The organism is Quadrisphaera sp. RL12-1S (assembly GCF_014270065.1).
Classification (GTDB): domain Bacteria; phylum Actinomycetota; class Actinomycetes; order Actinomycetales; family Quadrisphaeraceae; genus Quadrisphaera.
On sequence record NZ_JACNME010000001.1, the window covers coordinates 409701 to 434255 of the forward strand.

The window sequence follows — 24555 nt, forward strand, 5'->3', positions numbered from 1 at the left end:
GTCAGCCGGCGCGCTCCATCCACCGCTCCGGGCCCGCGGCGGCGCGCGCCGTGCGCGCGCGACCGGCCTGCTCGTCGAGCAGGGCCAGCGCCTGCGCGGCCGACAGGTGCTCGGCCCGCGGCCTCACCGGCCCGGGCGTGGAGTGCAGCGCGAGCGTGGCGAGGCCGAGCCGGCGCTGCAGCGGCCCCTGCTCCACGGCCAGCGACTGCGTCCGCTCGTGCGGCACCACGTCGAGCTCGCGGCGCAGCCGTCCGCGGCGCAGCAGCAGGGCGTGCTCGGTGACCAGGGCTCCGCGGCGCCGCCAGGACACCGGGTCCACCCAGCGCGCCGCGCGCGGCGCCACGAGCCAGCCGCCGTCGGGCGAGGTGCCGCGCATCCCGCGGCCGAGCCCCCCGGCGCCGAGGTCGTCGTGGAGGGCGGGCATCGCGAGCGCCAGCACGGTGGCCGCCTCCCCGGCCGTGGCCACGGGCAGCAGGGTGCTGGCCGCCTGGCTCTCCTGCCCCTCCCCCGCGAACCCGGCCACGTTGACCTGCACCCGCCACCACCCAAGAGGGCGCCACAGCAGCGGCTGGGTCAGCCGCACGGCCTGGACGCGGCCCGGCGGGACGGTCTGCGTGCGGCTCTCCAGCAGGCCGGACCGCAGGCGCAGCCCGTCCGGGGAGGTGGCGATGCGCCAGTTGGCGCTCTTGGACAGCGCGGTCCAGACGCTGCCGGCCAGGCCGAGCAGGGGCGCGGGGGCGGCCAGGAGGAGGCCGGCCTCCCCCGTGGTCACCGCCGCCACCACCAGGCCCACGAGGACGACGACGAGGGCCACCGCCGCGCCGGACAGCGCGACGGACGCCGCGACCCTCCCGAACGGCACCTCCACCAGCTGCTGCTCGGGCGCCTCCGGGGCGGCCTCGCCCTCGAAGGCCAGCCCCGCCGAGCGCGCCAGCAGCAGGTTGCGCAGGCGCTGCGCGTCCGCCTCCCGCAGGTACGCGAGCCGCACCTGCGACCCGGCGCCGCCGGCCACCTCCACCCGCAGCTCGGCGAACCCGAGCAGCCGCGCCACCAGCGGCTGCACCACGTCCACCGCCTGCAGCCGGTCCAGGCGCGCCACCCGCTGCCGCTTCCCGATGACCCCGCTGTGCAGGCGGACCGCCTCGTCGTCCACCGTGAACCGCGTGGCGCGCCAGGCCAGCGCCGACGCGGCCACCGCCACCACGACGCACCCCACCAGGGCCGCCAGCGCGATGAGGAGCTCCACGTGCCCGGGCAGTCCCCGGCCGTCCACCGCGCTGCGGCCGCGCTCCTGCGCGTAGAGGAACAGCAGCAGCACGAGCACGCGCCAGCTGCGCAGGACCGGGGTCACCGGGTGCAGCCGCTCCCACCGGGGCGCGCCGGCAGCGGGCGCCGGCGCGACGGGCGTCGCCCCCTGCGGGACGGCGCCCGGGTCGCCCTGCGGCACCGGGGGACCCGCGCTCACAGCCCGGCCAGCCGGGCCTCGCCGCGGCGCGACAGCCGGTCGCGCAGCCGTGCGGCCTCCTCCGGGCGCAGTCCGGGGATGGTCGCGTCGCTGCTGGCCGAGGCCGTGTGCAGCTGCACGGTGGCGATGCCCAGCCACCGCTCGAGCGGGCCGGCGGAGACGTCCACGTACTGCATCCGCCCGTAGGGCACCACGGCCAGCGAGCGGAACAGGATGCCGCGGCGCACGAGCAGGTCCTCCTCGCGCTCGGCGTACCCGATGGCCCGGACCTGGCGGCCGGCGAGCCACCACTGCCAGCCCTCCAGCGCCAGCAGCACCGCCGCGGCCGCCAGCCACCAGGGCGACCACAGCAGCACCGCGCCCGCCACGACCAGGGCCAGCCCGAGCGCGACCCCCGCCGAGGCCACCAGGCGCCGTCCGAGGACCAGCCGGTCGGACACCGGGGTCCACTCCACGCCGGGCAGGTCGAACGGGGTGCTCACGCCCTCAGCGTCCCCCTGCCCGGTCCGCGGGCGCCAGGGGGGACCCGCTCGCGACCGGCGAACGGGTCAGGCCGCGGGGGCCGCTGTGCGCAGGGAGCCCGTGTCGGGACCGGTGCCCACGGCCCACAGGCGCTTCAGCTGGGCGATCTCCAGGGCGCGCTGCTCGGGGGCGACGAGCGAGGCCGGCGGACCGACGTGCACGGCGACCTCACCCGTGGCGGCCGCCACGTGGACGACGACCTCGGCGCAGGCGGTCTCCTCGGCGCCGGCCGCGTCCGCGGTCGCGGCGGCGGCGTCGCGCTCGAGAGCGGGCTCCAGGCGCTGGGACGGGATGATCATCGGGAGCTGGAGCACGGTGGCCTCCTCGCGCTCCGCGGCGCGGACCACCTCGACGACGTCGACCGCCTCGTCCGCGCCGGCGGCGAGGACCTCGACGGCGGCAGGGGCGACGGGGACCAGCTCGAGCGCGCGGAACGCGGCCGGGGAGGGCGCCTCGGCGTCGACAGCCGGGTCGAGGCGGACCGGGGACAGCACGTCGGCGTGCTGGGCCCGCTCCTCGGCGAGGGGCCAGACCTGCTCGAGGCCGGCGGCGTGGCGGCCGCGGACCTGGCCGCGGCGGGCGCGGTGGCGGGCGCGCAGGCCCGACAGCGTCAGCGGCACGCCGGCGGCGGCGAGGCCCGCCACCCCCAGGCCGGGGTTCTGGGCGGTGGCGGCGACGGCGGCGACGACGCAGCCGGCGAGAGCGCCCACGGGGACCGTGGTGGCGGTGATGAGGCTGCGCGCGGCCCAGGTCAGGGGCGAGGTGGAGGCGCGGTGGCGGGCGGTGGAGGCCATGTGTGAAACATAGGCCTCGCCCGCCTCGCAAGACTCACGACACGCCACACGTCACTGAATTCACTCAAGTCACATCTGCCACGCGGTCGGGCGCGTCGTCGCCCTGGTCCTCCGGCCACCGCTGGTCCGGCCGCAGCACTCCCCCGAACAGCACGGGGCGCCCCTGTGCCAGGAGGACCGGCACGGGGCGCCCTGCGCTGGTCGAGCAGCGGCCGAGCGGGGCGGTCAGCCCTTGATGAGGCCCTTGTCCTGCAGGTACGCCTTGGCGACGGCCTCGGGGAGCTGGCGCTCGCCGTCCACCTGGCCGTTGAGCGTCTTCAGGTCGGCGGTGGTCAGCACCGACGCCAGCTTGTTCAGCGCCTCCGTCAGCTTCGCGTCGCCCGCGACGTCCTTGGAGACGGCCGGCACGAGGTTGTCGGCCAGCTGGAGCTTCTTGTCGTCCTCGAGCACGACGAGGCCGAACTGGTCCAGCGTCCCGTCCGTGGTGGCGACCAGGCCGAGCTGGCTCTCGCCCTTCTGCACCGACTGCTTGACCGCGGGGGTGTCGAAGCCGAGCGGCAGCAGGTTGCCCACCTTGATGCCGTAGGTGCTCTCCAGCCCGGGCTGGCAGAACGGGCGCTGCGGGCACTCCTCGGTGGCCGCCAGGGTCACCGCCTGCCCCTTGGCCCCGAGGTCGGACAGGGTCTTGAGGTTGTTCTCGGAGGCGTACTTCTGCGTCACGGCGAAGGCGTTCTGGTCCGCCGCCTGGGCCGGGTCGAGCAGGGTGACGCCCTTCTCCTGCGCCAGCGGCTGGGCGGCGCTGACGGTGGCGGTGGCGTCGTTGGTGGCGATGGGGCTGGCGCCCTTGCCGTTCTTCTGCTGGTTGAGGTACTCGGCGAGCGTGGCGGCGTACTCGGGGACGACGTCGATCTCGCCGGAGGCGAGCTGGCCGAAGTAGACCTCGCGGTTGCTGGCCGTGACGACGCTCGTCTGGTAGCCGGCGCCCTGGAGGACCTGGGCGTACAGCTGCTCCATGATCGCGGCCTCGGTGAAGTCGGGGCCGCCCACCACGATCGTCTGGGTGGAACCGCCCCCGGACGAGGACGCACCGGTGCTCGAGGCGGCACCGCCGGACTGGACGCTGTCGGCCGCGCAGGAGCTGAGCGCCAGCACGGCGCCGGCGACGCCGGCGATGAGGAGGGATGCGCGGGTGCGCCTGCGGAACGAGGTCACGACGGACCGCCTTCTGTGTCCCGCGGCCCGGTCAGGGCCGCGCGTGTCGGGCGGGAGCCGTCATCTCGACCGGCGCGGCGCGCGAGCACCGCGGCCGGCCCGGCCACCGCGGCCCGTGCAGTGATGCGTGCACGTGCTGTTCGGCATGCAACCCCATGAGAGCGCCCAGCGCGCTCCGAGGAGCGGTCACGATGTCGTAACGGCTCCCACCGCCGGCGGGTCGTCCACCCGTCCGGACCTGCGCCGCGACGCCCTGCGAGCGCGCGCCACGGGATCGGCCCGGCGACCGACCCACGCCAGCCCGTACTCCACGGCCAGTGCGAACGCGGCGATGAGCAGGGTCCCGGCCAGCGCCGCCGAGAGGTCGATGCCCGCGCTGCCGGTGGCGCGGGTGATGATCCGGCCGAGCCCGCCGAAGGCGAAGATCGCCGCGATCGAGGTGGTGGCCACCACCTGCACGGCGGCCTGCCGCACCCCGTTCATGATCAGGGGGGTGGCCAGCGGCAGCTCCACGCGCCGCAGCACCTCGCCGTCGGACATGCCCATGCCGGTGGCGGCGTCGACAGCGCCGCGGTCCACCTCGCGCATCCCCGTGTAGGCGTTGGTGAGCACGGGCGGGACGGCGAAGAGCGTGAAGCAGAGGATGAGCGTCCACCACGTGCGGCCGAACCCGGGCACCAGCAGGAGAATGCCGAGCAGCGCGAGCACGGGGACGGCGCGCCCGGCGTTGCCCACCTGCTGCGCCAGCACCCCACCGCGGCCGGTGTGCCCGAGCCAGACGCCGACGGGGAGCGCGACCAGGCACGCCAGGCCCAGGGAGGCGGCGGAGTAGCCCAGGTGCTGCAGGAAGAGGGTCGGGACGCCCGCCTCGCCGCGCCAGTTGGCGGGGTCCGCGAACCAGGCCGGGATGCCGGTGAGCCAGTCCATCAGCGCTCCCCCCTCACGCCCGGCCCCGGCGCCACGGCGTGGCCAGCCGCTGGGCGCCCAGGAGCAGCAGGTCGAAGACCACCGCCATGACCACGCAGAGCAGCGAGGCGGTGAGGACCTGGGCGTTGAAGTTGGAGGAGTAGCCGGTGGTGATGAGGTTGCCGAGGCCGCCCTGGCCGATGATCGCCCCGACGGTGGCCAGCGCCACCGTGGACACCGCCGCCACCCGCAGCCCGGCCATGGCCGAGGGCAGCGCCAGCGGCGCCTCCACGCGCCACAGGGTCCGCCAGGACGACAGGCCCATGCCGGCGGCGGCGTCACGGACCTCCGGGTCCACGCCGTCGAGCCCCACGAGGATGTTGCGCACGAGGATCGTCAGCGAGTACAGCGCCAGCGCGATGACCACGGTGGTGGACGTCAGCCCCGTCATCGGCAGCAGGAGGATGAACAGCGCCAGCGACGGGATCGTGTAGATCACGGTGGTCACGCCCAGCGTCAGCCCGCGGGCCCGCTTGACCCGGTGCGCGAGCACCGCCAGCGGCACCGCCAGGACCGCGCCCACCGCGAGGGAGACCAGCACGAGGTACAGGTGCTGGCCGAGGGCCTGCAGCAGCAGGTCCGAACGGGTCTGCACGTACAGCGGACAGACCCAGTCGTTGCGGACCAGGCAGTTCTCGGAGAGGGTCGCGCTGTGGACACCACCCGCGATCAGGGACACGGCGGGGACGCTACCCCCGGCAGCACCATCCGGCTCGACGGCGTCGAGAAGCGCTACCCGGACGGGACGCTGGCCGTGGCCCACCTCGACCTGGCCGTCGAGGCCGGCGAGATGGTCGCCCTCGTGGGCCCCAGCGGCTGCGGCAAGTCCACCACCCTGCGCATGGTCAACCGGCTCATCGAGCCGACAGCGGGTCGCATCGAGATCGGCGGCCGCGACGTCACCCGCGCGGACCCGGTGAAGCTGCGCCGCGAGATCGGCTACGTCATCCAGCGGGTCGGGCTGTTCCCCCACCTCACGGTGGCGGACAACGTCGCCACGGTGCCCCAGCTGCTCGGCTGGGACAGGCGCCGGACGAGCGCCCGCGTGGAGGAGATGCTCGAGCTGGTGGGCCTGCCGGCCTCGCAGTACGCCCGCAGGTACCCCCACGAGCTGTCCGGCGGGCAGCAGCAGCGCATCGGGGTGGCCCGGGGCCTGGCGGCGGACCCGCCGGTGCTGCTCATGGACGAGCCGTTCGGCGCCGTCGACCCCATCGCCCGCGACCGCCTGCAGGGCGAGTTCCGCCGCATCCAGGCCGAGCTCCACAAGACCGTGCTCATCGTCACCCACGACATCGACGAGGCCGTGCGCCTCGCGGACCGGATCGCGGTGTTCTCCCAGGGCGGCAGGCTCGAGCAGTTCGCCGACCCGGCCACGGTGCTCGGAGCGCCGGCCAACGAGTTCGTGGCCGACTTCGCCGGCTCCGACCGCGGGCTGCGCCGCCTCGCCGTGACCCCGGTGGAGGCGCAGGACCTGGCCCACCCCGCCACCGTGCTCGTCGACGACGACCTCGCCACCGCACGCGCCGCCATCGACGGCGCCGCCGAGCCCTACGCCGTGGTGCTGGACCGGTCCGGGGCGCTGCGCGGGTGGGTGTCGCTGCGGCACCTGGCCCAGGACGCCCCGGGCACGACCGTCAGCCAGGTGGCGCGCCGCTTCGACGAGACGATCAGCGTGGGTGACTCGCTGCGCAAGGGCCTGGCGGAGATCGTCCAGCACGACGCGGGGTGGCTGCCCGTGCTCGACGGCGACCGCTACGTCGGGGTGCTCACGCCCGACGGGGTGTACTCGGCGCTGCGCCGCACCTCGCCCTCGCCGGGCTCGCGCGACGACGTCCCGGTCTGACCGCCGCTGCGACGACCCTGCGGACGGCCGGCGCGCCCGTCGGCGTCGTCGTCGGGGGGCAGGCGGCACCACCGCTCCACCACGACGCCCGAGACGAGCAGCAGCAGCGACGCCGCCATGGCCGCCAGCGCGAGGAGCATCCGGTCCCGCCGGACCTCGATGCCGAGCATCGGCAGCAGGAGGGCCACGAACCCGCCGTAGGCGCCGGCCAGCGCGGCGCCCGTGACGCCCGCGGCCTGGGCCACCACCACGGTGCGCGCGGCCCGCAGCGCGTCGAGCGGGCGGTCGCGGTGGCCCTGGTTCCAGCGCCGCACCGGCCTGCCGACCGACAGCACGGCCACCGCCAGGACCACGAGCAGCACCGGGACCGTCCACGGCATGGGCACCGCGGCACCGGTGCCGTCGACGACGTCGAGCGCCACCCACGTCAGCACCCCGGCGACCAGCGCCACGGCCAGCAGGACCCGGGTGCGCAGGGGGCTCACGCGCCGCCTCCCGCCGCGGGGCCGGTCGTCCCGTCCGCACCGGCCAGCACGACGTCGGGCCTGCTGCGCACGTCCGCGACGGCCGCGGGGTCCGAGGCGGCGAGGTCGGCCAGCACGTCGGCCACGCGACCGGCTCCGGGCAGCAGGTCGTCCGGGGCCAGCCGCGCCCACGGCACCAGCACGAACGCGCGGACGCGGGCGCGGGGGTGCGGCACCTCCAGCGCGGGCCTGCCGTCGGCGTGGGCGCCGTCCGCGGCCACGAGGGCGCCGCAGGCGATGACGTCCACGTCGAGGGTGCGCGCGCCCCACCGCACCTCGCTGGCGCGCACGGCCGCGTCGCGCCCGTGGGCGGACTCCACGGCGCGGCACGCGGCGAGCAGCGCCCGCGGCGAGAGCGCGCAGCGCAGGCGGACGACGGCGTTGAGGTAGTCCGGCTGGGGCGCGGCCCCCGGCAGCCCGACCGCGGCCGTCTCCACCACCCCGGACGCGCCCACCACCTCCAGGCCGCTCGTCGCGGCCAGGTCCCTGACGGCGGTGGCCAGCGCCGCCCGGCGGTCGCCGAGGTTGGCGCCCAGGGCCACGACGGCGTCGTACGGTCGTGCGGGGACGGCGTCGAGCAGGTCGCCCCGGCGGCGGACCACGGTGATGACGACGTCGTCGAAGGGCACCTGGACCGGCGCCTGCGGCTTGTGGACGGCCACGGCGACGGCGCGGACCCCCGCGTGCGCCAGGCAGGCGCTCGCCACCCGGCCGGCGAGCACCTCGACCAGCTGCACCGGCTCCCCGGCCAGCACGGCCACGACGTCGGCGGCGACCACGGAGTAGTCGACGGCGTCGGACAGCTCGTCGGTGACGGCGGCGGTCCGCGTGTCGACCTGGAGGTCGACGTCCGCGGTGAAGACCTGCCCCAGCTGGCGCTCGGCGTCCAGGACGCCGTGGCGGCCCCGCGCGCGCAGGCCGCGCAGGGAGACGACGTCCCCGTGCAGCTCCGCGGTGAGCAGCCCGCTCACGCCGCGGCCTCCGCCCAGCGGGCCGCCACGCGCACGGCGTCGGCGCTGGGCCTCACCGCGTGCACGCGGACGCCCCACGCGCCGGCCGCTGCGGCCAGCGCCGAGACGGCCGCGGTCGCGTCGTCGCGCTGGTCCGGGGGCCGGGGGACGACCGGAGCGCCAGCAGTGCCGGCGGTGCCGTCAGAGCTGGCGCCGTCGGCGAGCAGCGTCCCCAGGAAGCGCTTGCGCGAGGCGCCCACGAGCACCCGGCCCCAGGCGCCCACCAGCTCCGGCAGGGCCGCCAGCAGCGCCCAGTCGTGCTCGGCGCGCTTGGCGAAGCCCAGCCCGGGGTCGGCCACCAGCTGGCCGGGCCGGGCGCCCGCCGCCTCGAAGGCCGCCAGGCGGGCGCCCAGCTCGGCGCGGACCTCGGCCACGACGTCGTCGTAGACGGCGAGGTCGTTCATGGTGTCGGAGTGGCCGCGCCAGTGGCCCAGCACGCAGGTGGCGCCCGAGGAGGCCACCAGGTCGGCCATCGCGGGGTCGGCGAGCCCGCCCGAGACGTCGTTGACGATGCTGGCGCCGGCCGCCAGCGCGGCAGCCGCCACGCCGGCGCGCATGGTGTCCACGCTGACCACCACGCCCCGGTCGGCCAGGGCGCTCACCACGGGCAGCACCCGGGCCAGCTCCTCCGCCTCGCTGGGCCTGGTGGCCCCCGGCCGGGTCGACTCGCCGCCGACGTCGACGACGTCGGCGCCCTGGGCCACCAGCGCCAGGCCGTGCTCGACGGCGGCGGGGGCCGCCAGGTGCAGCCCGCCGTCGCTGAAGGAGTCCGGGGTGGTGTTCACCACGCCCCAGACCAGGGTCCTGCGCACCGCCCGGGGTCCAGCCCCGGGCGCGCTCACCAGCTCCACCGGATCGTCAGCTCCCGTCCCAGCGACTCAGCGGCCGAGCACCAGGCTCAGCGCCTCGGCACGGGTGGCGGCGTCGCGCATGCCGCCGCGCACCGCCGACGTGGTGGTGCGGGCCCCGGGGGTCCGCACGCCCCGCACGCTCATGCACAGGTGCTCGCAGTCCACCACGACGAGGACCCCGCGCGCGTGCAGGTGCTCGACCAGCGCGTCGGCCACCTGCGTGGTGAGGCGCTCCTGCACCTGCGGCCGGCGGGCGTAGAGGTCCACGAGGCGGGCCAGCTTGGACAGCCCCGTGATGCGCCCGTCGGCGCTGGGCACGTACGCCACGTGCGCGACCCCGGTGAAGGGCAGCAGGTGGTGCTCGCACACCGAGGAGACGGGGATGTCCCGGACGGCCACGATCTCGTCGTGGCCGATGTCGAAGGAGGTCGCCAGCACCTCGGCAGGGTCCTGCCGCAGACCGGCGAACAGCTCCGTGCAGGCGCGGGCCACCCGGTCCGGCGTGGACCGCAGCCCCTCGCGGTCGGGGTCCTCGCCGATGGCCAGCAGCAGCTCCCGGACGGCGGCGCGGGCCCGGTCGAGGTCGACCGGGCCGACAGGCGCCGCCGCGCCGGTGCCGGCGGGCCCCGCGGCGGCGCCGGGTGCGGGCGCCGCCACGGTCAGGCCTGGGGGCCGGGGTCGGTGCGGAAGCCCTCGGGCCCGCGGACGCCACCGGCGAGGTGGTCCTCGCCGGCCGCGGCGGCCTCGTCCTGGGGGGCCATCGGGTGCGCGTACCCGTTCTGCGACGCGGCGACCTCCTTGGGGGACATCACCGGCGGGCGCTGGTCGACGTGCCGGCGCTCGCTGGAGAGCCACACCGGCCGCAGCGGGCGCTTCTGCACGGGCGCGAAGACCTCGGCGAGCTGCTCGCGGTTGAGGGTCTCCTCCTCGAGCAGGCGCACCACGAGGGTGTCGAGCACCTGGCGGTGCTCCATGAGGATCTCCCAGGCCTCGTCGTGCGCGTTCTCGATGAGGCGGCGGACCTCCTCGTCGACGACGGCGGCGACGCCCTCGGAGTAGTCGCGCTCGTGGCCCATGTCGCGACCCATGAAGACCTCGCCGCTGCCGCTGCCCAGCTTGATGGCGCCCACGCGCTCGCTCATGCCGTACTGCGTGACCATCTTGCGGGCCATGTCGGTGGCCTTCTCGATGTCGTTGCTGGCGCCGGTGGTCGGGTCGTGGAAGACCAGCTCCTCCGCGACGCGCCCGCCCAGGGCGTACGCCAGCTGGTCGAGGATCTCGTTGCGGGTGGTGGAGTACTTGTCGTCCACCGGGAGCACCATCGTGTAGCCGAGCGCGCGGCCGCGCGGGAGGATCGTCACCTTGGTCACCGGGTCGGTGTGCCGCAGCGCCGCCGCCACCAGGGCGTGTCCGCCCTCGTGGTACGCGGTGATCTTCTTCTCCTTCTCGTTCATCAGCCGGGTCCGCTTCTGCGGGCCGGCGATGACCCTGTCGATCGCCTCGTCGAGCTCGCGGTCCCCGATGACGGTGCCGTTGGTGCGCGCCGTGAGCAGCGCCGCCTCGTTGAGCACGTTGGCGAGGTCCGCGCCGGAGAAGCCGGGGGTGCGGCGGGCCACGGCGAGCAGGTCGACGTCGGGCGCGACGGGCTTGCCCTTGGCATGCACCTGGAGGATCTGGTGGCGGCCGTTCATGTCCGGCGCCTCGACGGCGATCTGGCGGTCGAAGCGGCCCGGGCGCAGCAGGGCCGGGTCGAGGATGTCGGGCCGGTTGGTGGCCGCGATGAGGATGACGTTGGTCTTGACGTCGAACCCGTCCATCTCCACGAGGAGCTGGTTCAGCGTCTGCTCGCGCTCGTCGTGCCCGCCGCCCATGCCGGCACCGCGGTGGCGGCCGACGGCGTCGATCTCGTCCACGAAGATGATCGCGGGAGCGTTGTTCTTGGCCTGCTCGAACAGGTCCCGGACGCGGCTCGCGCCGACGCCCACGAACATCTCCACGAAGTCGGAGCCGGAGATCGAGTAGAACGGCACGCCCGCCTCACCCGCGACGGCGCGGGCCAGCAGGGTCTTGCCGGTGCCGGGCTGGCCGTACAGCAGCACGCCCTTGGGGATCTTGGCGCCGACGGCCTGGAACTTGGCCGGCTCGGCGAGGAACTCCTTGATCTCGTGCAGCTCCTCGACGGCCTCCTCGGCGCCCGCGACGTCGGCGAAGGTGACCTTGGGGGCCTCCTTGGAGACGAGCTTGGCGCGCGACTTGCCGAACTGCATGACGCGGCTGCCGCCGCCCTGCATGTTGGCGAAGAGGAACCAGAACAGCACCAGGAAGAGCAGGATCGGCAGGACGGTGATGAGGATCGAGCCGAGCACGGAGCCCTTCGGCACCTCGTCGGTCCACTTCGGGGCGTCGTTCGCGACCGCCGTGGCGACCTCGCTGGCGCGGGCGCTGACATAGTCGAACTGGACGTCCGTGTTCCCGTCCAGCGGCTGCTTCAGCGTCAGCTGCACGCGCTGGTCGCCGTCGACGACCTTGGCCTGAGAGACGTTCCCGGAGGCCAGCTGCTGCAGGCCCACCTGGGTGTCGATGGTGGCCGTCCGGTTGCCCGTGAAGAGCTGGCTGGCGAGGACGAGGAGCAGCAGGGCCCCGACGATCCAGACCGTCGGTCCGCGGAAGAAGCGCCTGGCGTTCATGCGTGGATGAGGGCCGTGGCCCGTCCTCTCTCCTCTGGCTGGTCGGCGCCCGACCGTACACCGGCGGCACCCGGGCGCCGGCGCGGTGCGCCCGGTCCCACCAGCCCAACGGACGAGGGGGCCCCGGCTGTTCCACCCGTTCGCCCTCAGCGGACGCCCCGCCGGTCGCGGGCGCCCGGTCGGGGGGTCAGGAGCTGTAGACGTGCTCCGCGAGGGTGCCGACCACGCGCAGGTTGCGGTAGCGCTCGGCGAAGTCGAGGCCGTAGCCGACGACGAAGGCGTTGGGGATGTCGAAGCCGACGTACTTGACGTCGACGGTGACCTTCGCCGCGTCCGGCTTGCGCAGCAGCGCCATGACCTCCACCGAGGCCGCGCCGCGCGAGCGCAGGTTCGCCACCAGCCACGACAGGGTCAGGCCCGAGTCGATGATGTCCTCGACGATGAGGACGTCGCGGCCGAGGACGTCGCGGTCGAGGTCCTTGAGGATCCGCACCACGCCGGAGGACTTGGTGCCCGAGCCGTAGCTCGAGACGGCCATCCAGTCCATCTCCGCCGGGCCGTGCAGGGCCCGGGCGAAGTCGGCCATGACCATGACGGCGCCCTTGAGCACGCCGACGAGCAGGAGGTCCCGCCCGGCGTAGTCGGCGTCGACCTGTGCGGCGATCTCGCCCAGGCGCGCGCGGATCTCCTCCTCGCTGATGAGGACGTCCGCGAGGTCGCGGCCCATGTCCTGGGCGTCCATCAGTGTCCTCCTGGTGGGGGTGGGGCCGGGGCGAAGCGCAGCCTGCCACAGGTGCGCTGCGCCCCCACGCGCCCGGGCAGCGGGACGGGCCCCTGGCCGCGCCAGGCGACCACGAGCGCGTCCAGGGCCAGCACGTGCTCGCGGGTCAGCTCCCCCGCCGGGGCGCCGGCGTCCACCGCGGCCGCGCGCAGGGCCCGGCGCCGCAGCGCCGCGGGCGCCGCGGCGAGGACGGCCGCGTCCAGCCCGTCACCGGTCGCGCCACCAGCCGGCTGGGAGCGGTCCAGCAGCCGCGCGGCCAGCTCCTCCAGCACCTCGGCGTCCTCCCGCAGCTGGTCGGCGGTGCGCGCCAGGGCCCCGGCGACGCCGGGCCCCAGCTCCGCCTCGAGCGCCGGGAGCACCCGCGAGCGCACCCGGGAGCGGGTGAACGCCGGGTCGGCGTTGGTGGGGTCCTCCCAGGGCCGCAGGCCCAGCGCCGCGCAGGCCGCCCTCGTCGTCGTCCTCGGCAGGCCGAGCAGGGGGCGGCGCAGCGCTCCGCGCCGCGCGGGCATGCCCGCCAGCGACCGCGCCCCGGAGCCGCGCGCCAGGCCCAGGAGCACCTGCTCGGCCTGGTCGTCCAGGGTGTGGCCCAGGAGCACGGCCGCGGCGCCGAGGCTGCCGGCGGCCTCGTCGAGGGCGGCCAGGCGGGCGTCGCGGGCAGCGGCCTCCGGCCCCCCGCGACCCCCCGCCGCGTCCACCGCGACGACGACGACGGGGTCGAGGCCGAGCGAGGTGCAGGCGGCTCCCGCCGCGGCGGCCACCTGCGCCGACCCCGTCTGGAGGCCGTGGTCGACCACCACCGCCCCCGCCCGCCAGGGCGCGCGCCCCCTCCCACCGGGCGCGGCCAGCCAGCCGGCCGCCGCGGCCAGGGCCAGGGAGTCGGCGCCGCCGCTGCACGCCACCAGCACCAGGGCCCCGGCGGGCACGTCGGCGCAGGCCGAGCGGACGGCGGACCGCACCGCGGCGACCGCCGGGTCCGGTCCCGTCACGCCGCCGCCCAGCCGGCAGTCATCACGGGGCGTCAGCCGTGGACGCGGCGGACCCAGGCGGCCGGGTCGGCCACCTCCTCGGGGCGCGGCAGCGCCGCCGGGGAGCTCCAGACGGCGTTGAAGCCACCGGTGCCGACCTCGCCCACCACGCCCCGCACGAAGCGGGCGCCGTCGGCGTACTGCCGCAGCTTGGCCTCCAGGCCGAGCCCGTGCCGCAGGACGGCGTCGAGCAGGCCGCGGCTCGACCCGCGCCGGGCGCTGAAGCGCCGGCGGATGGTGGCCACGGTGGGCACGACGGCCGGGCCGACGTCGTCCATGACCACGTCGGCGTGGCCCTCCAGGAGGGCCATCACGGCGGTGACCTCGGCCAGGGAGCGGCGCTGCTCGGCGGTGGTGGCCAGGTCGAGCAGGCCGAGCCCGGAGCCGCGGGCGCCGTCCAGCGCGCCCCGCAGGCCCCGCAGGGCGCCGGCCACCCGGTCGGCCCCGCCGCCCGGTCCCCGCAGCACGTCGCCCGAGAGGGCGCGGGCGCGCTCGCGCAGGTGGTCCGCGAGCCAGGGCGCGGCCGCGAACTGCACCCGGTGGGTCTCCTCGTGCAGGCACACCCACCGCGCGAAGTCGTGCAGGTCCAGGCCGAGCTCCCGCTGCACCGCCAGCACGTTGGGAGCGACGACGAGCAGGTCCCCGGTCCCGGGCCCCTCCCCGAGGGCGTCGTACTGCCCCAGCACGCGGGAGCTGAGCAGCGCCAGCAGCGACCCGAGCTGCACCCCCGTGACGCGGCGGGCGACGCCGAGCCCGCGCAGCGACCCGCGGGACGCGCGGGCGCGGCGCTCGTCGAGGGCCTCGTCCACCACCGGCGAGAGCAGGCTGGCGAAGGAGGCCACGTTGGCGCGGGCCCAGGCCCCGCGCTCCACCACGCGAGCGGGCGGGCCTGCCGGGACGATCAGCTGGCTGACGCGGGCGACGTGCGGCGGGCTCTGCGCGGCGGCCTCGCGGACCACGTCCACCACGCGCCGCGCCTCCGCGGGGCTGACCAGCGGCCCCGGGCGCACGAGCCGGGTGGCGGTCCGCCCGGCGAGGTCCCAGTCGACGAGCCTGTCGTCGTGGCGGTCGTCGTGCTGGTCCGGGGCCGCCACCCCCTCACCGTAGGCGCTCGGCCGCCGACCGGCCGGTCCGCACGCGCTTCCCCGCCCGGTCCCTCACCCGGCGCGGCACCCGCAGCCCGTGAGGGCGGCCGCCACGGCGTCCAGCGCCTGCCGCGCCGGGGTGGTGGGACCGGTGCCGTCGGCGAGGACCGCGAAGGCCAGCTGGCGCCCGTCGGCGTCCACCACCGTGCCGACGAGGCTGCTCACCCCGGTGAGCGAGCCCGTCTTGGCCCGCACCACCCCGGCCGCAGGCGCGGAGCCCGGGTCGGCGAAGCGCTCGGCCAGCGTGCCGCTCAGGCCGCCCACGGGCATGGCCTCCAGCAGCGGGGCGAGCTCGGGCCGTCGCACCGCCTCGACGAGCACGGAGGTGAACGCGGCGGCGGGGACCCGGGACCCGGCGCCGAGGCCGCTGCCGTCCACGAGCACCGCACCGGTGGTGTCGACGCCCGCGGCGCGGGCCTGCTCCAGCACCGCCTGCGCCGAGGCGGCGAAGCCGGGCGGCCGCCCGGTCGCGGCCCCCACCAGCCGGGCCAGCGACTCCGCGACGGTGTTGTCGCTCTGGGCGAGCGCGTCCGCCACGACGTCGACCAGCGGCGCCGACCTGACCTCTCCCAGCACGGCGCTGCCGGCGGGCGCCGGGCCGCCCCGGACCACGGCGGCGGGGTCCGCGCGCACGCCCCGCTGGGCCAGCAGCCCGGCGAAGGTCCGCGCGACGTCCATCGCGGGGTCCAGCGAGCGGGGGGCGTAGTTGGCGGGGGTGGCGCGGCCCGCGTCCAGGGCCACCGACGTCAGCGGAGCGACGTACCCGGCGGCGACGTCGCCGCTGCCCCAGCTCGCGTCCAGCTGGGGCGAGCCGCCGGTCAGCGAGTCGTCCAGGACCACGCTGGCGCTGGTCGAGCCGCGGGCTCGCAGGGAGGCGGCCACCGCGTCGGCGAGGTCCGCCAGCCCCGCGCGGCCCACGGTGGCGCCGGGGTCCCCGCGGCCGGCGGTCAGCAGCTGGTCACCGCCCCCGACGAGCACCACCTGGCCCGGGGCGGCGCCGGCGACGACGCGCGTGGCCAGCGTCGCGTCGGGGCCCAGGACGTGCAGCGCGGCCGTGGCGGTGAGCAGCTTGGCCACCGACGCGGGGACCTGCGGCCGGTCGGCGCCGGAGTCGAGCAGCACCCGTCCCGTGGCCGCGTCGACGACGCTGGCCGTGGCGCTGCCGCGCAGGGCGGGCGCGGCCAGGAGCGGGCCCAGGGCCGCGGACAGGGCCGCCGGGTCGGGCGCCGGCGCGGACGGGTCGAGCGGGGCCAGCGCCACCGGGGCCGGGGGGCGCGCGGCCGCCGCCGGCGGCACCGGCGGGGCCGGCACCACCGGCGCGGGTGCGAGCGTCAGCACCCCCGGGGCCGCGCCCGCCGCGTCGGCCACCGCGTAGCCGCCGAGCAGGGCGGCCGTGACGGCGGCGACAGCGGCGGTGCGCAGGCCGCGCCGGCGGCCCGGGGGACGCGCCGGCTCCTCGGCCGGCGACCCGGTGGCGGGGGACGGCGCCTCGGCCGCTGGCTCCCTCGGCTCCGGCGCGATGGGCGCCTCGGGGCCCACAGCGGGGTCGTCCGGGGCGGGCCGGGGCGCGTCGTCGGCGTCCTGGACCGCCACCGGGGGCGTGCGCTCGGGTGGACCTGCCACGGGCTCCTCGTCTCGCTCCTGCTCCGTGCGGGACACTACGGCCCAGAGGGCCGCGTGGAGCGGCCGTTCCGCACGCGGCGCACGCCGTGTCCGGGAGGCGAAGGACAGACCTGGAGGTCGCCGTGGAGTTCGACGTCACGATCGAGATCCCGCGCGGGTCGCGGAACAAGTACGAGGTCGACCACACGACGGGCCGCATCAAGCTCGACCGGATGCTCTTCACGGCCACGCGCTACCCGGCCGACTACGGCTTCATCGAGGGCACGCTCGGGGAGGACGGCGACCCGCTGGACGCGCTCGTGCTGCTGGAGGAGCCGACGTTCCCCGGCTGCGTGGTCCGGTGCCGCGCCATCGGCATGTTCCACATGCGCGACGAGGCCGGGGGTGACGACAAGGTCATGTGCATCCCCGCCGGGGACCCGCGCATGGACCACCTCAAGGACCTCCAGGACATCGGCGAGTTCCACCGCCTGGAGATCCAGCACTTCTTCGAGACCTACAAGGACCTCGAGCCCGGCAAGTCCGTGGAGGGCGCGCACTGGGTGGGCCGGGCCGAGGCGGAGGCCGAGATCGACGCCTCCGTGCAGCGCCTGGCCGACCACGGCGGCCACATCACGTCGGGCTCGGACGCCGGGCAGCGCCCCGACGTCCGCTCGCAGGTCGGGCACGGCCCGGCCGCGGACGCGCCGCAGCAGGGCTGAGGCCGGCGGCCGGCCGACCCCCGGCGCCCGTGGCGGCGCTGGGGGTCAGACCCTCCCGGCCCAGGTCATCGAGCCCGCGTAGCGCGTGCCGGTGACCCGCACGTCGAGGCCGGTGCGGGGCGCCTCCACCATCTGCCCGCCGCCGGCGTAGATCGCCACGTGGTAGACGGTGGAGGGGTCGTCCGGGTCGGTGCCGTAGAAGATCAGGTCGCCCGGTCGCATGTCGTCGTAGGAGACCTTGCGCACGGCGACGTACTGCTGGGCGGCGGTGCGCGGCAGCGACACCCCCGCGGCGCGGTAGGCCGCCTGGGTCAGGCCCGAGCAGTCCCAGCTGTCGGGGCCGGTGCCTCCCCACTGGTAGGGGTCGCCGAGCTGGGTGCGCGACCAGGCGAGCGCGGCGGCCGCCTGCGAGGAGCTGGCCGTGGAGCTGCCGGACGGCACCGGGCCGGGTCCGCCGCCGGAGGAGCCCGAGGAGCCCGAGGAGCCGGACGAGCCGCTGCCGGACGAGGACCCGGCCGAGCCGCTGCTCGAGGAGCCGGACGACGACGAGCCTCCGGTGCCCGCGGCCGCCTGCCGGCGCGAGCGGTCGTTGCGGGCGGCGGCGTCGGCCGCGGCGGCCGCCTGCGCGGCGAGGCCGGCCTGGCGCTGCGCGGCCAGGGCGGTGCTGATGCCCTGCAGCTGGGCGAGCTGGGCCACCAGCTGGGCGCTCTGCTGCTGGGTGGTGGCGACCGCGGCGGTGGCGGCGTCGGCCATGGCGCTCGCCGCGTCGCGCGCGGTGGAGGCCGCGGCGGCGGCCTGCTGCTGCTGGGCCAGGGCCTGAGCCGACTGCTGCTGGAGCAGCGCGGAGACCGACTCGGCGGCGCGGAGCTGCTCGTAGGCGTGGTCGGCGCTCTGGGACACGGTGTCGAGCAGGGCCGCCCTGTCGAGCAGGTCCTGCGGCCCGTCAGCGGACATGAAGGCCGAGACGCGGTCCAGGCCGCCACCGCTGCGGTAGCTGCCGGCGGCCAGGCGACCGACCGCGGCGCGGGCCTGGTCGGCGCGCTGCTGGGCGTCGGACGCCGCGGCCGCGGCGCTCTGGGCGGCGGTGGTGCGGGTGGCCAGCTCCGCCTCGGCGGCGTCGTACGCCTCCGCGGCCACCGCGGCCTGCACCTGAGCGGTGCTCAGGGCGGCCTGCGCGGCGTCGAGCTGGGCCTGCACCTGGGCGACCTGGCTCGCGGTGCTCCCGACCGCGGCCCGTGCCGCGTCCACCTCGGCCTGGCTGGGGGTGCGGGGCGCGGCGGACGCGGGAGCGGTGGCCCCGGCGGGCTGCAGGCCCAGGGCCAGGCCCACGACCAGCAGGGCGCCAGCCGCGCGGGCGGCCCGCGTGCGGCGCCGGGGACTCCCCCCACCACCGCTGCGGAGGTCCTCGCGGGACGGGCGCGGGTGGTCAGGGCTGCTTCCGTGCACGCTGGAGCATCGGCGCCGCGAGGGGTCGTCTTGAGCCGTGACGCGCGGGCTCAGCCCGGTCGCAGGAGCTGCTCAGGTCCCGCCCAGGCGCTCGGGGCGGCCGGGGGTGGGCGGGTGGGCGTCAGCGGCCGGGAGCGTCCTCGGGGGTCTCCTCGGCGCCGGCGGGTGCCGGGAGGTCGTTGAAGCGACCGAGCAGGTCCGCGAGCAGCTGGACGTCGTCGTCGCTCCAGGAGGAGAGCCGCTCGAGGAAGTGGGCCCGGCGCAGCGCCTGCACCCGCCCCACCTGCTCGCGACCCGACGCGGTGAGGGTCACCACCTGGGCGCGGGCGTCCTCGGTGTCGCGGGAGCGCTCGATGAGGCCCAGCCGCTCGAGCGTGGCCAGCTGCCGCGAGACGGTGGGCTTGCCGATGCCCAGGTAGCTGGCCAGGTCGGTGGCGCGGGCGCCGTCCGTGGTCAGCACGCGCAGCAGCAGGCCGTACGCGCCGGGCTCCAGCTCGGGGTGGAGGTCGCGCGCCAGCTGGCCCGAGATCCCGCGGGCTCGGCGCAGCAGCACGGCGAGCTCACGCTCGAGGCGCTCAGCAGCTCCAGGGCTCACCATGCCCCGATCATCTCAGGACCGCTCCGGTCCGCCAGGGCCTGGCCCTCACCCGGGTGGCGAGGTTAGCCTTGCCTTCATGGACGTCCCCGCCTACCGGACCTTCGCGGTGGAGGTCAGCCGCGTGCGGCGGCTGTGCCCGAGCTTCGTGCGCATCACCTTCAGCGGGGACGACCTCGTGGGCTTCGGAGCGTCGGGGGCCGACCAGCGCATCAAGGTCGTGCTGCCGGCCCCCGGCACGTCCGCCGCGCAGCTGGTGACGACGTGCAGCGGCTGGGGCGAGGACTGGTACCCGCGGTGGCTCCAGGCGCCGGAGGCGTCGCGTCCGCTGCTGCGCACCTACACGGTGCGCGCCGCGCGCCCCTCGCGCGGGGAGGTCGACGTCGACTTCGTGCTCCACGGGACGGGCGCAGCGGTCACGAGCCCCCTGGCCGGGCCGGGCTGCAGCGGTCCGGCGTCGCGCTGGGCGGCCACCGCGCGCGTCGGCGACCGGCTCGTGGTGGTCGGCCCCGACCGACCCGGTCAGGGGCGCGCGTGGGGCCGCGAGTGGGCGCCTCCACCCGGCGGTCGCCTGCTGCTCGTGGGCGACGAGACCGCGGTGCCCGCCGCCTGCGCGGTGCTGGAGGCGCTGGAGCCCGAGGCGGCGCACCGCACCGTCGCGCTGCTGGAGGTGCCCTGCCCCGAGGACGCCCTGCAGCCCGTCGCCTCCGGCGGCGCCCAGGTGCGCTGGCTGCCACGGCTCGGCCCGCACGGCGACGCGCCCCACGGCTCCCTGCTCGTGGAGGCGGTGGCCTCGCTGCTCGCTGGCCAGCGGGAGCTCGCGCCGGCCCCGGGCGAGGCGCACGAGGACGACGCCGACCTCGACCTGCTGTGGGACGTGCCCGAGGCGGTGAGCAGCGGCGACCTGTACGCGTGGGTGGCCGGCGAGGCCGGGGTGGTGCGCGACGTGCGGCGGCTGGTCAGGGCCGCTGGCCTGCCGAAGGCCTCGCTGGCCGCCATGGGCTACTGGCGGGCGGGGCGCACCGAGGCGGCCTGAGCCGCTCGACGCTCACCACATGACGGGCTCGGCCGCGGGGCCGGACTCCTCCAGCGGCGCGCCAGGCGTCCCGAACGGCTGCCCGGCGTAGCTGGTGGTCCGCCAGCCCTGCTGCGGGCCGCCCTCGACCACCACGACCCCGGTGTTGAGGAGCGGGTTGGACGCGGCGAAGGCAGCCCCCACACCGGCGCGGGCGGCCACCCACGCCCGGATCGCCCCGCCGTGGCTGACCACCACGGCGGCGCCGTCGGGGGCCACGGACGCGGCCGCCGCACCGATCCCGGCGTCCAGGCGCGCCAGCACCTCGTGGCCGGTGGGTCCGCCGGGCACGTGGGCGCCGGGGTCGCCGTCGGCCCACGCGAAGGCCACGCGCAGGTACTCGCGCACCGAGGGCTCGTCGGTGCGCCCCTCCAGGTCACCGGCATCCAGCTCGCGCAGTCCGTCGTGGACCTGCACGGCCAGCCCGCGGTCGTGGGCCAGCGGCGTCGCGGTGAGCTGGGCGCGGGCGGCGCTGGAGGCCCACAGGGCGTCGACGCGCTCGGGGCGCAGGGTGTCGACCAGGGCGCGGGCCTGCTCCTCGCCCAGCGGCGTCAGCCCGGGCCCGGGCGTCTTGGTGTCGAGCTTGTGGACCAGGTTGGACGGCGTCTGCCCGTGGCGGACGAGGATCAGCCTCACGCGCCGACCCTCCCACGGTCCCCCGCGGCGGCGCGCACCCGGCCCTCGTGGTCCGCCCGGGCGGCCAGCACCTCGGGAACGGCGTCCTCCAGGACCTCCACGAGCGCTCGGAGCCGCTCCGCGACCCGCCGACCCAACGGCGTCAACGTGTACTCCACGTGCGGCGGGATGCTGGTGACCACCTCGCGCACCACCAGGCCGTCGCGCTCGAGGGCCTGCAGGGTCTGCGCCAGCATCTTCTCGCTGACGCCGTCCACGCGGCGGCGCAGCGCCCCGAAGCGCGCGGTGCCCTCGTCCAGGGCGAGCACGGCCAGGGTGCCCCACCGGCCCGTGACGTCCGCCAGGAGCGACCGCGAGGGGCAGGCCCGGGCGAAGACGTCGACGACGAGGGCCTGGTCGAGGGCCTGGTCGTCGTCCTGCTCGCCACCCTGGGGGGTTCCGTCCACCGCCCGAGCGTACCGCGCGGTCGGTTCGCTTGCACTTACTGCTGGTTAGTGCTGCATGATGGGTGCGTACTGATCCGCCCCACCCAGGAGGACGCTGTGCCCACCTACGCCGTCACCGGAGCCACCGGTCCGTTCGGACGCCACGCCGTGGAGGAGCTGCTGCGCCGCGGCACCGCCCCCACCGACGTCGTCGCCCTGGTCCGCGACACGGCGAAGGCCGCCGACCTCGCGAGCCGCGGCGTGGTGGTCCGCCCCTTCGACTACGACCGGCCCGAGACCCTCGCCCCGGCCCTGGCGGGCGTCGACGCGCTGCTCTTCGTCTCCGGCAGCGCCGTCGGGCAGCGCGAGCGCCAGCACGGCGCCGTCGTCGAGGCCGCGAGAGCGGCCGGCGTGGGCCGGATCGCCTACACCTCCGTGCTGCGCGCCGACACCACCGACCTGCCGGTGGCCCCCGAGCACGTGGCCACCGAGCGCCTGCTCGCGGCCTCGGGGATCCCGACGACGCTGCTGCGCAACGGCTGGTACACCGAGAACTACCTCGGCCTGCTGGGCCAGGCCGAGGCCACGGGCTCGATCAGCAGCGCCACCCGCGGCGCGGCGGTTAGCCCCGCCACCCGCGCCGACCTCGCCGCCGCAGCGGTGTCGGCCCTGCTGGACGAGCGCACCGCCGGGCGCACCGTCGAGCTCGGTGGGCCGTCCTTCACCATGGACGAGCTGGCCGCCGCGTTCTCGCGCGCCCTGGGCCGGGAGGTGGCGCACCGCGAGGTCTCCCCCGAGGAGCTGGCGACCGGCCTGCGCGCGGCGGGCCTGGACGAGGGGACGGCCGGCTTCCTCGTGGCCGTCGACGTCGCCACCGCCGGCGGTGCGCTCGAGGTCGGCACCGCCGACCTCGAGGAGCTGCTGGGCCGCCCGGCCACCTCGCTGGACGACGCCCTGCGCGCCGCCCGCGCCTGACCGCGCCTGACCGCGCCGGGTGTCAGGCGCCCGTGGCCCGCAGGTAGGTCACGGCGGCCAGCACCCGGCGGTGGTCGGCGGTCGAGGGCGGGAGCCCGAGCTTGGCGAAGATGCTCGCCACGTGCTTCTCCACCGCCCCCTCGGACACCACGAGGGCGTCGCGGATGGCGGCGTTGGAGCGCCCCTCGGCCACCAGCGCCAGCACCTCCCGCTCGCGCGGGGTGAGCGAGGCCAGGGGGTCGCCGGTGCGCCGCCGCGTCAGCAGCTGCGCCACCACTTCTGGGTCGAGGGCGGTCCCACCTGCGGCGACGGCGTCGAGCGCACCGGTCAGGGCGTCGAGGTCGGCCACGCGGTCCTTGAGGAGGTAGGCCACACCCCCGCGCCCGTCGCCGAGGAGGTCGGCGGCGTAGGAGGCCTCCACGTACTGCGAGAGCACCACCACCGCCAGGCCCGGGTGGCGCCGCCGGGCCTCGACGGCGGCGCGCAGACCGTCGTCGGTGTGGCCGGGCGGCATCCTCACGTCGACGACGGCGACGTCGGGTCCGTGCTGGGCGACGGCGTCCAGCAGCGACGGCGCGTCACCGACGGCGGCGACCACCTCGTGCCCCGCCTCGGCGAGCAACCGCACGAGCCCCTCGCGCAGCAGCACCGAGTCCTCCGCGACGACCACCCTCACGCCGCCGATGCTCCCAGACCCCCCGGACACCCCTGCGTGATCATGGGCGTTGTGCACACTCAGCTGCGCACAACGCCCATGATCACGGGTGGTGGGGTCAGGGGAGCGGGAGGCGGGCCTCCACCACGGTCGGGCCGCCGGCGGGGCTCGCCACGGTCAGCGCGCCGTCGACCGCCTGCGCACGGGCCGCCAGGCCGCGCAGCCCGGTCCCGGCGGCGCTGGCCGGGTCCGCGCCACCGACGCCGTCGTCCTCCACCCGCACCACCAGCCAGCGCCCCTCCGGCGCAGCGCTGACGGCCAGGTCGACCACGGCGGCGCGGGCGCCGCTGTGCTTGGCGGCGTTGGTCAGCGCCTCGGCCACCACGAAGTAGGCGGCGCGCTCCACCCCGCTGGGCACCGGCCCCAGTGCCGCGGCCCGCACCGTGGTGGGGACGGCGCTGCGCGCGGCGAGCGACTCGACGGCGGCCACGAGGCCGCGGTCGGCCAGCACCGGCGGGGCGATGCCGCGGGAGAGGGCCCGCAGCTCGGCCAGGGCCTCCTGGGCCTGCAGGCGGGCCTGTCCGAGCGCGGTCGCGGCGGCCTCGGCGTCACCGGCGGCCAGGCGGCGCTGGGTGGCGGCGAGGTCCATCTCCAGGCGCACCAGGCGCTGCTGGGGACCGTCGTGCAGGTCGCGCTCCAGGGAGCGCAGGGCGGCGGCCTCCGCGTCGGAGGCGGCGGCGCGGCTGGCGGTCAGCACCTCGACGCGCTGGGCCAGGGCCCGCACCGAGGAGTTGCCGATCGTGCCGCGGGCGAAGGCCGCGTGGGCGAAGGCCAGGCCGCGGGCCACCGGCACGAGCGTCACCAGCAGGGCGGCGCCGACGAGCACCTGCCAGACCACGGGCAGGGAGTCGATCCCGGCGACCGAGACGGTGCCCGGAGCCGCCGCGGCCTGGGCGCGGTCGCCCCAGGCCCACCAGCTGACGCCCGCCAGGCCCGTGGCCAGCCACGCGACGGTGATGGACCAGGTGACGGTGGCCAGGGCGATGGCGATGGAGCCGTGGAGCAGGTCGAGCCAGAGCTGGCCGTCGCGCAGCCAGTCCCACCAGCGCCACCAGGGTCCGGTGCGGGTGGGGGCGGGCGGGGTCAGCGGCGAGCCGGCCCGTGCGGGGGCGGGGATCCGCTCCCCCGTCCACGCCAGCCGGAACCTCTCGACGTGCGCGAAGCCGCGAGCGCACGCCAGCAGGGCGAGCAGCGCCACGAGTGCCAGGGGGACCAGCACCACGCTGCTCGCCAGGCTGGTCACGAGGCTGGCCAGCGACCACAGCACCACCGTCGAGACGAGCGCGACGGGCATGCCGGTGAGCAGGTAGAGGAGGTCTCCGGGGCTCCGGCGCAGCCACCCGAGGACCACGGACGAGGCGGGGCGGGACGCGGCGGGCGGGGCGGCGGGAGCCGTCGCCGCCCGCGGCGCCGTGGTGGTGTTCGTCATGGGGAAGAGCCTGGTCGGACAGCGCATCGCCGACCATGGTGCGGCCCGGTGTCTGCGGGGTGGGGGTGGCCCCACCCCGCAGCACCCGGTCAGCCCCCCTGGCGGTGCGC

24 protein-coding genes and 1 pseudogene are annotated in these 24555 nt (G+C 77.0%); 4 read left to right on the forward strand and 21 right to left on the reverse strand.

Annotated elements, in window-relative coordinates; genetic code table 11:
• Nucleotide 1 precedes the first annotated feature (1 nt).
• The 6 genes from H7K62_RS01915 to H7K62_RS01940 form a co-directional block, all read right to left on the reverse strand.
• Nucleotides 2-1465: a PH domain-containing protein gene (locus H7K62_RS01915; protein ID WP_222436886.1), complete on the reverse strand. Its 1464-nt coding sequence runs from the start codon at nucleotides 1463-1465 to the stop codon at nucleotides 2-4.
• Entirely contained in the window at nucleotides 1462-1947 is a 486-nt protein-coding gene (locus H7K62_RS01920; protein WP_186715816.1) for a PH domain-containing protein, read from the reverse strand. Before H7K62_RS01920 ends, H7K62_RS01915 begins: the two co-directional genes overlap by 4 nt.
• Before the next feature lie 66 nt (nucleotides 1948-2013).
• Nucleotides 2014-2781: a hypothetical protein gene (locus H7K62_RS01925; protein WP_186715818.1), complete on the reverse strand. Its 768-nt coding sequence runs from the start codon at nucleotides 2779-2781 to the stop codon at nucleotides 2014-2016.
• A 225-nt stretch (nucleotides 2782-3006) separates the two neighbouring features.
• Nucleotides 3007-3993 carry an ABC transporter substrate-binding protein gene (locus H7K62_RS01930; RefSeq protein ID WP_186715820.1) on the reverse strand — a complete coding sequence of 329 codons (987 nt, stop codon included), beginning with the start codon at nucleotides 3991-3993 and terminating at the stop codon, nucleotides 3007-3009.
• Between the two features lie 186 nt (nucleotides 3994-4179).
• On the reverse strand, nucleotides 4180-4920 hold the full coding sequence (locus H7K62_RS01935; RefSeq protein ID WP_186715822.1) for an ABC transporter permease: 741 nt from the start codon (nucleotides 4918-4920) through the stop codon (nucleotides 4180-4182).
• 13 nt (nucleotides 4921-4933) lie between these two features.
• The gene (locus H7K62_RS01940) at nucleotides 4934-5638 is read right to left on the reverse strand and encodes an ABC transporter permease (RefSeq protein WP_222436887.1); all 705 of its coding nucleotides are present in this window, start codon (nucleotides 5636-5638) and stop codon (nucleotides 4934-4936) included.
• Between H7K62_RS01940 and H7K62_RS01945 the strand changes: the two genes are divergently transcribed.
• A complete protein-coding gene (locus H7K62_RS01945; protein WP_370591561.1) occupies nucleotides 5612-6802 on the forward strand; it encodes an ABC transporter ATP-binding protein in 1191 nt (396 codons plus the stop codon). The two genes, H7K62_RS01940 and H7K62_RS01945, sit on opposite strands and share 27 nt — an antisense overlap.
• Here the strand turns inward: H7K62_RS01945 and H7K62_RS01950 are convergent.
• The 9 genes from H7K62_RS01950 to dacB form a co-directional block, all read right to left on the reverse strand.
• Nucleotides 6712-7287, reverse strand: coding sequence for a DUF3180 domain-containing protein (locus H7K62_RS01950; protein WP_186715824.1), 576 nt, complete (start codon nucleotides 7285-7287; stop codon nucleotides 6712-6714). The genes H7K62_RS01945 and H7K62_RS01950 overlap by 91 nt on opposite strands.
• Complete coding sequence (folK, locus tag H7K62_RS01955; protein WP_370591562.1) at nucleotides 7284-8297, reverse strand: 2-amino-4-hydroxy-6-hydroxymethyldihydropteridine diphosphokinase; 1014 nt, start codon at nucleotides 8295-8297, stop codon at nucleotides 7284-7286. Before folK ends, H7K62_RS01950 begins: the two co-directional genes overlap by 4 nt.
• Nucleotides 8294-9148: a dihydropteroate synthase gene (folP, locus tag H7K62_RS01960; RefSeq protein WP_222436889.1), complete on the reverse strand. Its 855-nt coding sequence runs from the start codon at nucleotides 9146-9148 to the stop codon at nucleotides 8294-8296. Before folP ends, folK begins: the two co-directional genes overlap by 4 nt.
• Before the next feature lie 66 nt (nucleotides 9149-9214).
• A complete protein-coding gene (gene folE / locus H7K62_RS01965) occupies nucleotides 9215-9844 on the reverse strand; it encodes a GTP cyclohydrolase I FolE (protein ID WP_370591563.1) in 630 nt (209 codons plus the stop codon).
• Between the two features lie 2 nt (nucleotides 9845-9846).
• Nucleotides 9847-11874, reverse strand: a complete 2028-nt coding sequence (ftsH, locus tag H7K62_RS01970; RefSeq protein WP_186715826.1) for an ATP-dependent zinc metalloprotease FtsH — start codon at nucleotides 11872-11874, stop codon at nucleotides 9847-9849.
• A 187-nt stretch (nucleotides 11875-12061) separates the two neighbouring features.
• Entirely contained in the window at nucleotides 12062-12616 is a 555-nt protein-coding gene (hpt, locus tag H7K62_RS01975) for a hypoxanthine phosphoribosyltransferase (RefSeq protein ID WP_186715828.1), read from the reverse strand.
• A complete protein-coding gene (gene tilS, locus H7K62_RS01980) occupies nucleotides 12616-13641 on the reverse strand; it encodes a tRNA lysidine(34) synthetase TilS (RefSeq protein WP_186715835.1) in 1026 nt (341 codons plus the stop codon). Before tilS ends, hpt begins: the two co-directional genes overlap by 1 nt.
• Before the next feature lie 32 nt (nucleotides 13642-13673).
• Nucleotides 13674-14774, reverse strand: a complete 1101-nt coding sequence (locus H7K62_RS01985; protein ID WP_186715836.1) for a zinc-dependent metalloprotease — start codon at nucleotides 14772-14774, stop codon at nucleotides 13674-13676.
• Between the two features lie 63 nt (nucleotides 14775-14837).
• Complete coding sequence (dacB, locus tag H7K62_RS01990; RefSeq protein ID WP_222436890.1) at nucleotides 14838-16448, reverse strand: D-alanyl-D-alanine carboxypeptidase/D-alanyl-D-alanine endopeptidase; 1611 nt, start codon at nucleotides 16446-16448, stop codon at nucleotides 14838-14840.
• Between the two features lie 122 nt (nucleotides 16449-16570).
• On the opposite strand from dacB, the pseudogene H7K62_RS01995 reads away from it, so the two are divergent.
• Nucleotides 16571-17059 (forward strand): annotated as a pseudogene (locus H7K62_RS01995) (inorganic diphosphatase); the annotation flags it as partial.
• 135 nt (nucleotides 17060-17194) lie between these two features.
• Here the strand turns inward: H7K62_RS01995 and H7K62_RS23435 are convergent.
• Nucleotides 17195-18595: a C40 family peptidase gene (locus H7K62_RS23435; RefSeq protein ID WP_186715838.1), complete on the reverse strand. Its 1401-nt coding sequence runs from the start codon at nucleotides 18593-18595 to the stop codon at nucleotides 17195-17197.
• A gap of 121 nt (nucleotides 18596-18716) precedes the next feature.
• Nucleotides 18717-19193: a MarR family winged helix-turn-helix transcriptional regulator gene (locus tag H7K62_RS02005; protein WP_186715839.1), complete on the reverse strand. Its 477-nt coding sequence runs from the start codon at nucleotides 19191-19193 to the stop codon at nucleotides 18717-18719.
• Nucleotides 19194-19269: 76 nt separating this feature from the next.
• Here H7K62_RS02005 and H7K62_RS02010 point away from each other — a divergent pair, with 76 nt between their 5' ends.
• Nucleotides 19270-20226: a siderophore-interacting protein gene (locus H7K62_RS02010; RefSeq protein ID WP_186715840.1), complete on the forward strand. Its 957-nt coding sequence runs from the start codon at nucleotides 19270-19272 to the stop codon at nucleotides 20224-20226.
• A 12-nt stretch (nucleotides 20227-20238) separates the two neighbouring features.
• On the opposite strand, the gene H7K62_RS02015 is transcribed toward H7K62_RS02010, so the two are convergent.
• Together H7K62_RS02015 and H7K62_RS02020 are read right to left on the reverse strand one after the other, a co-directional pair.
• On the reverse strand, nucleotides 20239-20901 hold the full coding sequence (locus H7K62_RS02015) for a histidine phosphatase family protein (protein WP_186715841.1): 663 nt from the start codon (nucleotides 20899-20901) through the stop codon (nucleotides 20239-20241).
• On the reverse strand, nucleotides 20898-21347 hold the full coding sequence (locus H7K62_RS02020) for a winged helix-turn-helix transcriptional regulator (RefSeq protein ID WP_186715842.1): 450 nt from the start codon (nucleotides 21345-21347) through the stop codon (nucleotides 20898-20900). Before H7K62_RS02020 ends, H7K62_RS02015 begins: the two co-directional genes overlap by 4 nt.
• Before the next feature lie 96 nt (nucleotides 21348-21443).
• On the opposite strand from H7K62_RS02020, the gene H7K62_RS02025 reads away from it, so the two are divergent.
• Nucleotides 21444-22301, forward strand: a complete 858-nt coding sequence (locus tag H7K62_RS02025; RefSeq protein WP_186715843.1) for an SDR family oxidoreductase — start codon at nucleotides 21444-21446, stop codon at nucleotides 22299-22301.
• A gap of 22 nt (nucleotides 22302-22323) precedes the next feature.
• Here the strand turns inward: H7K62_RS02025 and H7K62_RS02030 are convergent, their stop codons facing one another.
• Together H7K62_RS02030 and H7K62_RS02035 are read right to left on the reverse strand one after the other, a co-directional pair.
• Nucleotides 22324-22977 (reverse strand): response regulator, encoded by a 654-nt coding sequence (locus H7K62_RS02030; RefSeq protein ID WP_186715844.1) that lies wholly within the window; start codon nucleotides 22975-22977, stop codon nucleotides 22324-22326.
• Nucleotides 22978-23074: 97 nt separating this feature from the next.
• Nucleotides 23075-24445 (reverse strand): sensor histidine kinase, encoded by a 1371-nt coding sequence (locus tag H7K62_RS02035; RefSeq protein WP_186715845.1) that lies wholly within the window; start codon nucleotides 24443-24445, stop codon nucleotides 23075-23077.
• Nucleotides 24446-24555: the final 110 nt, after the last annotated feature.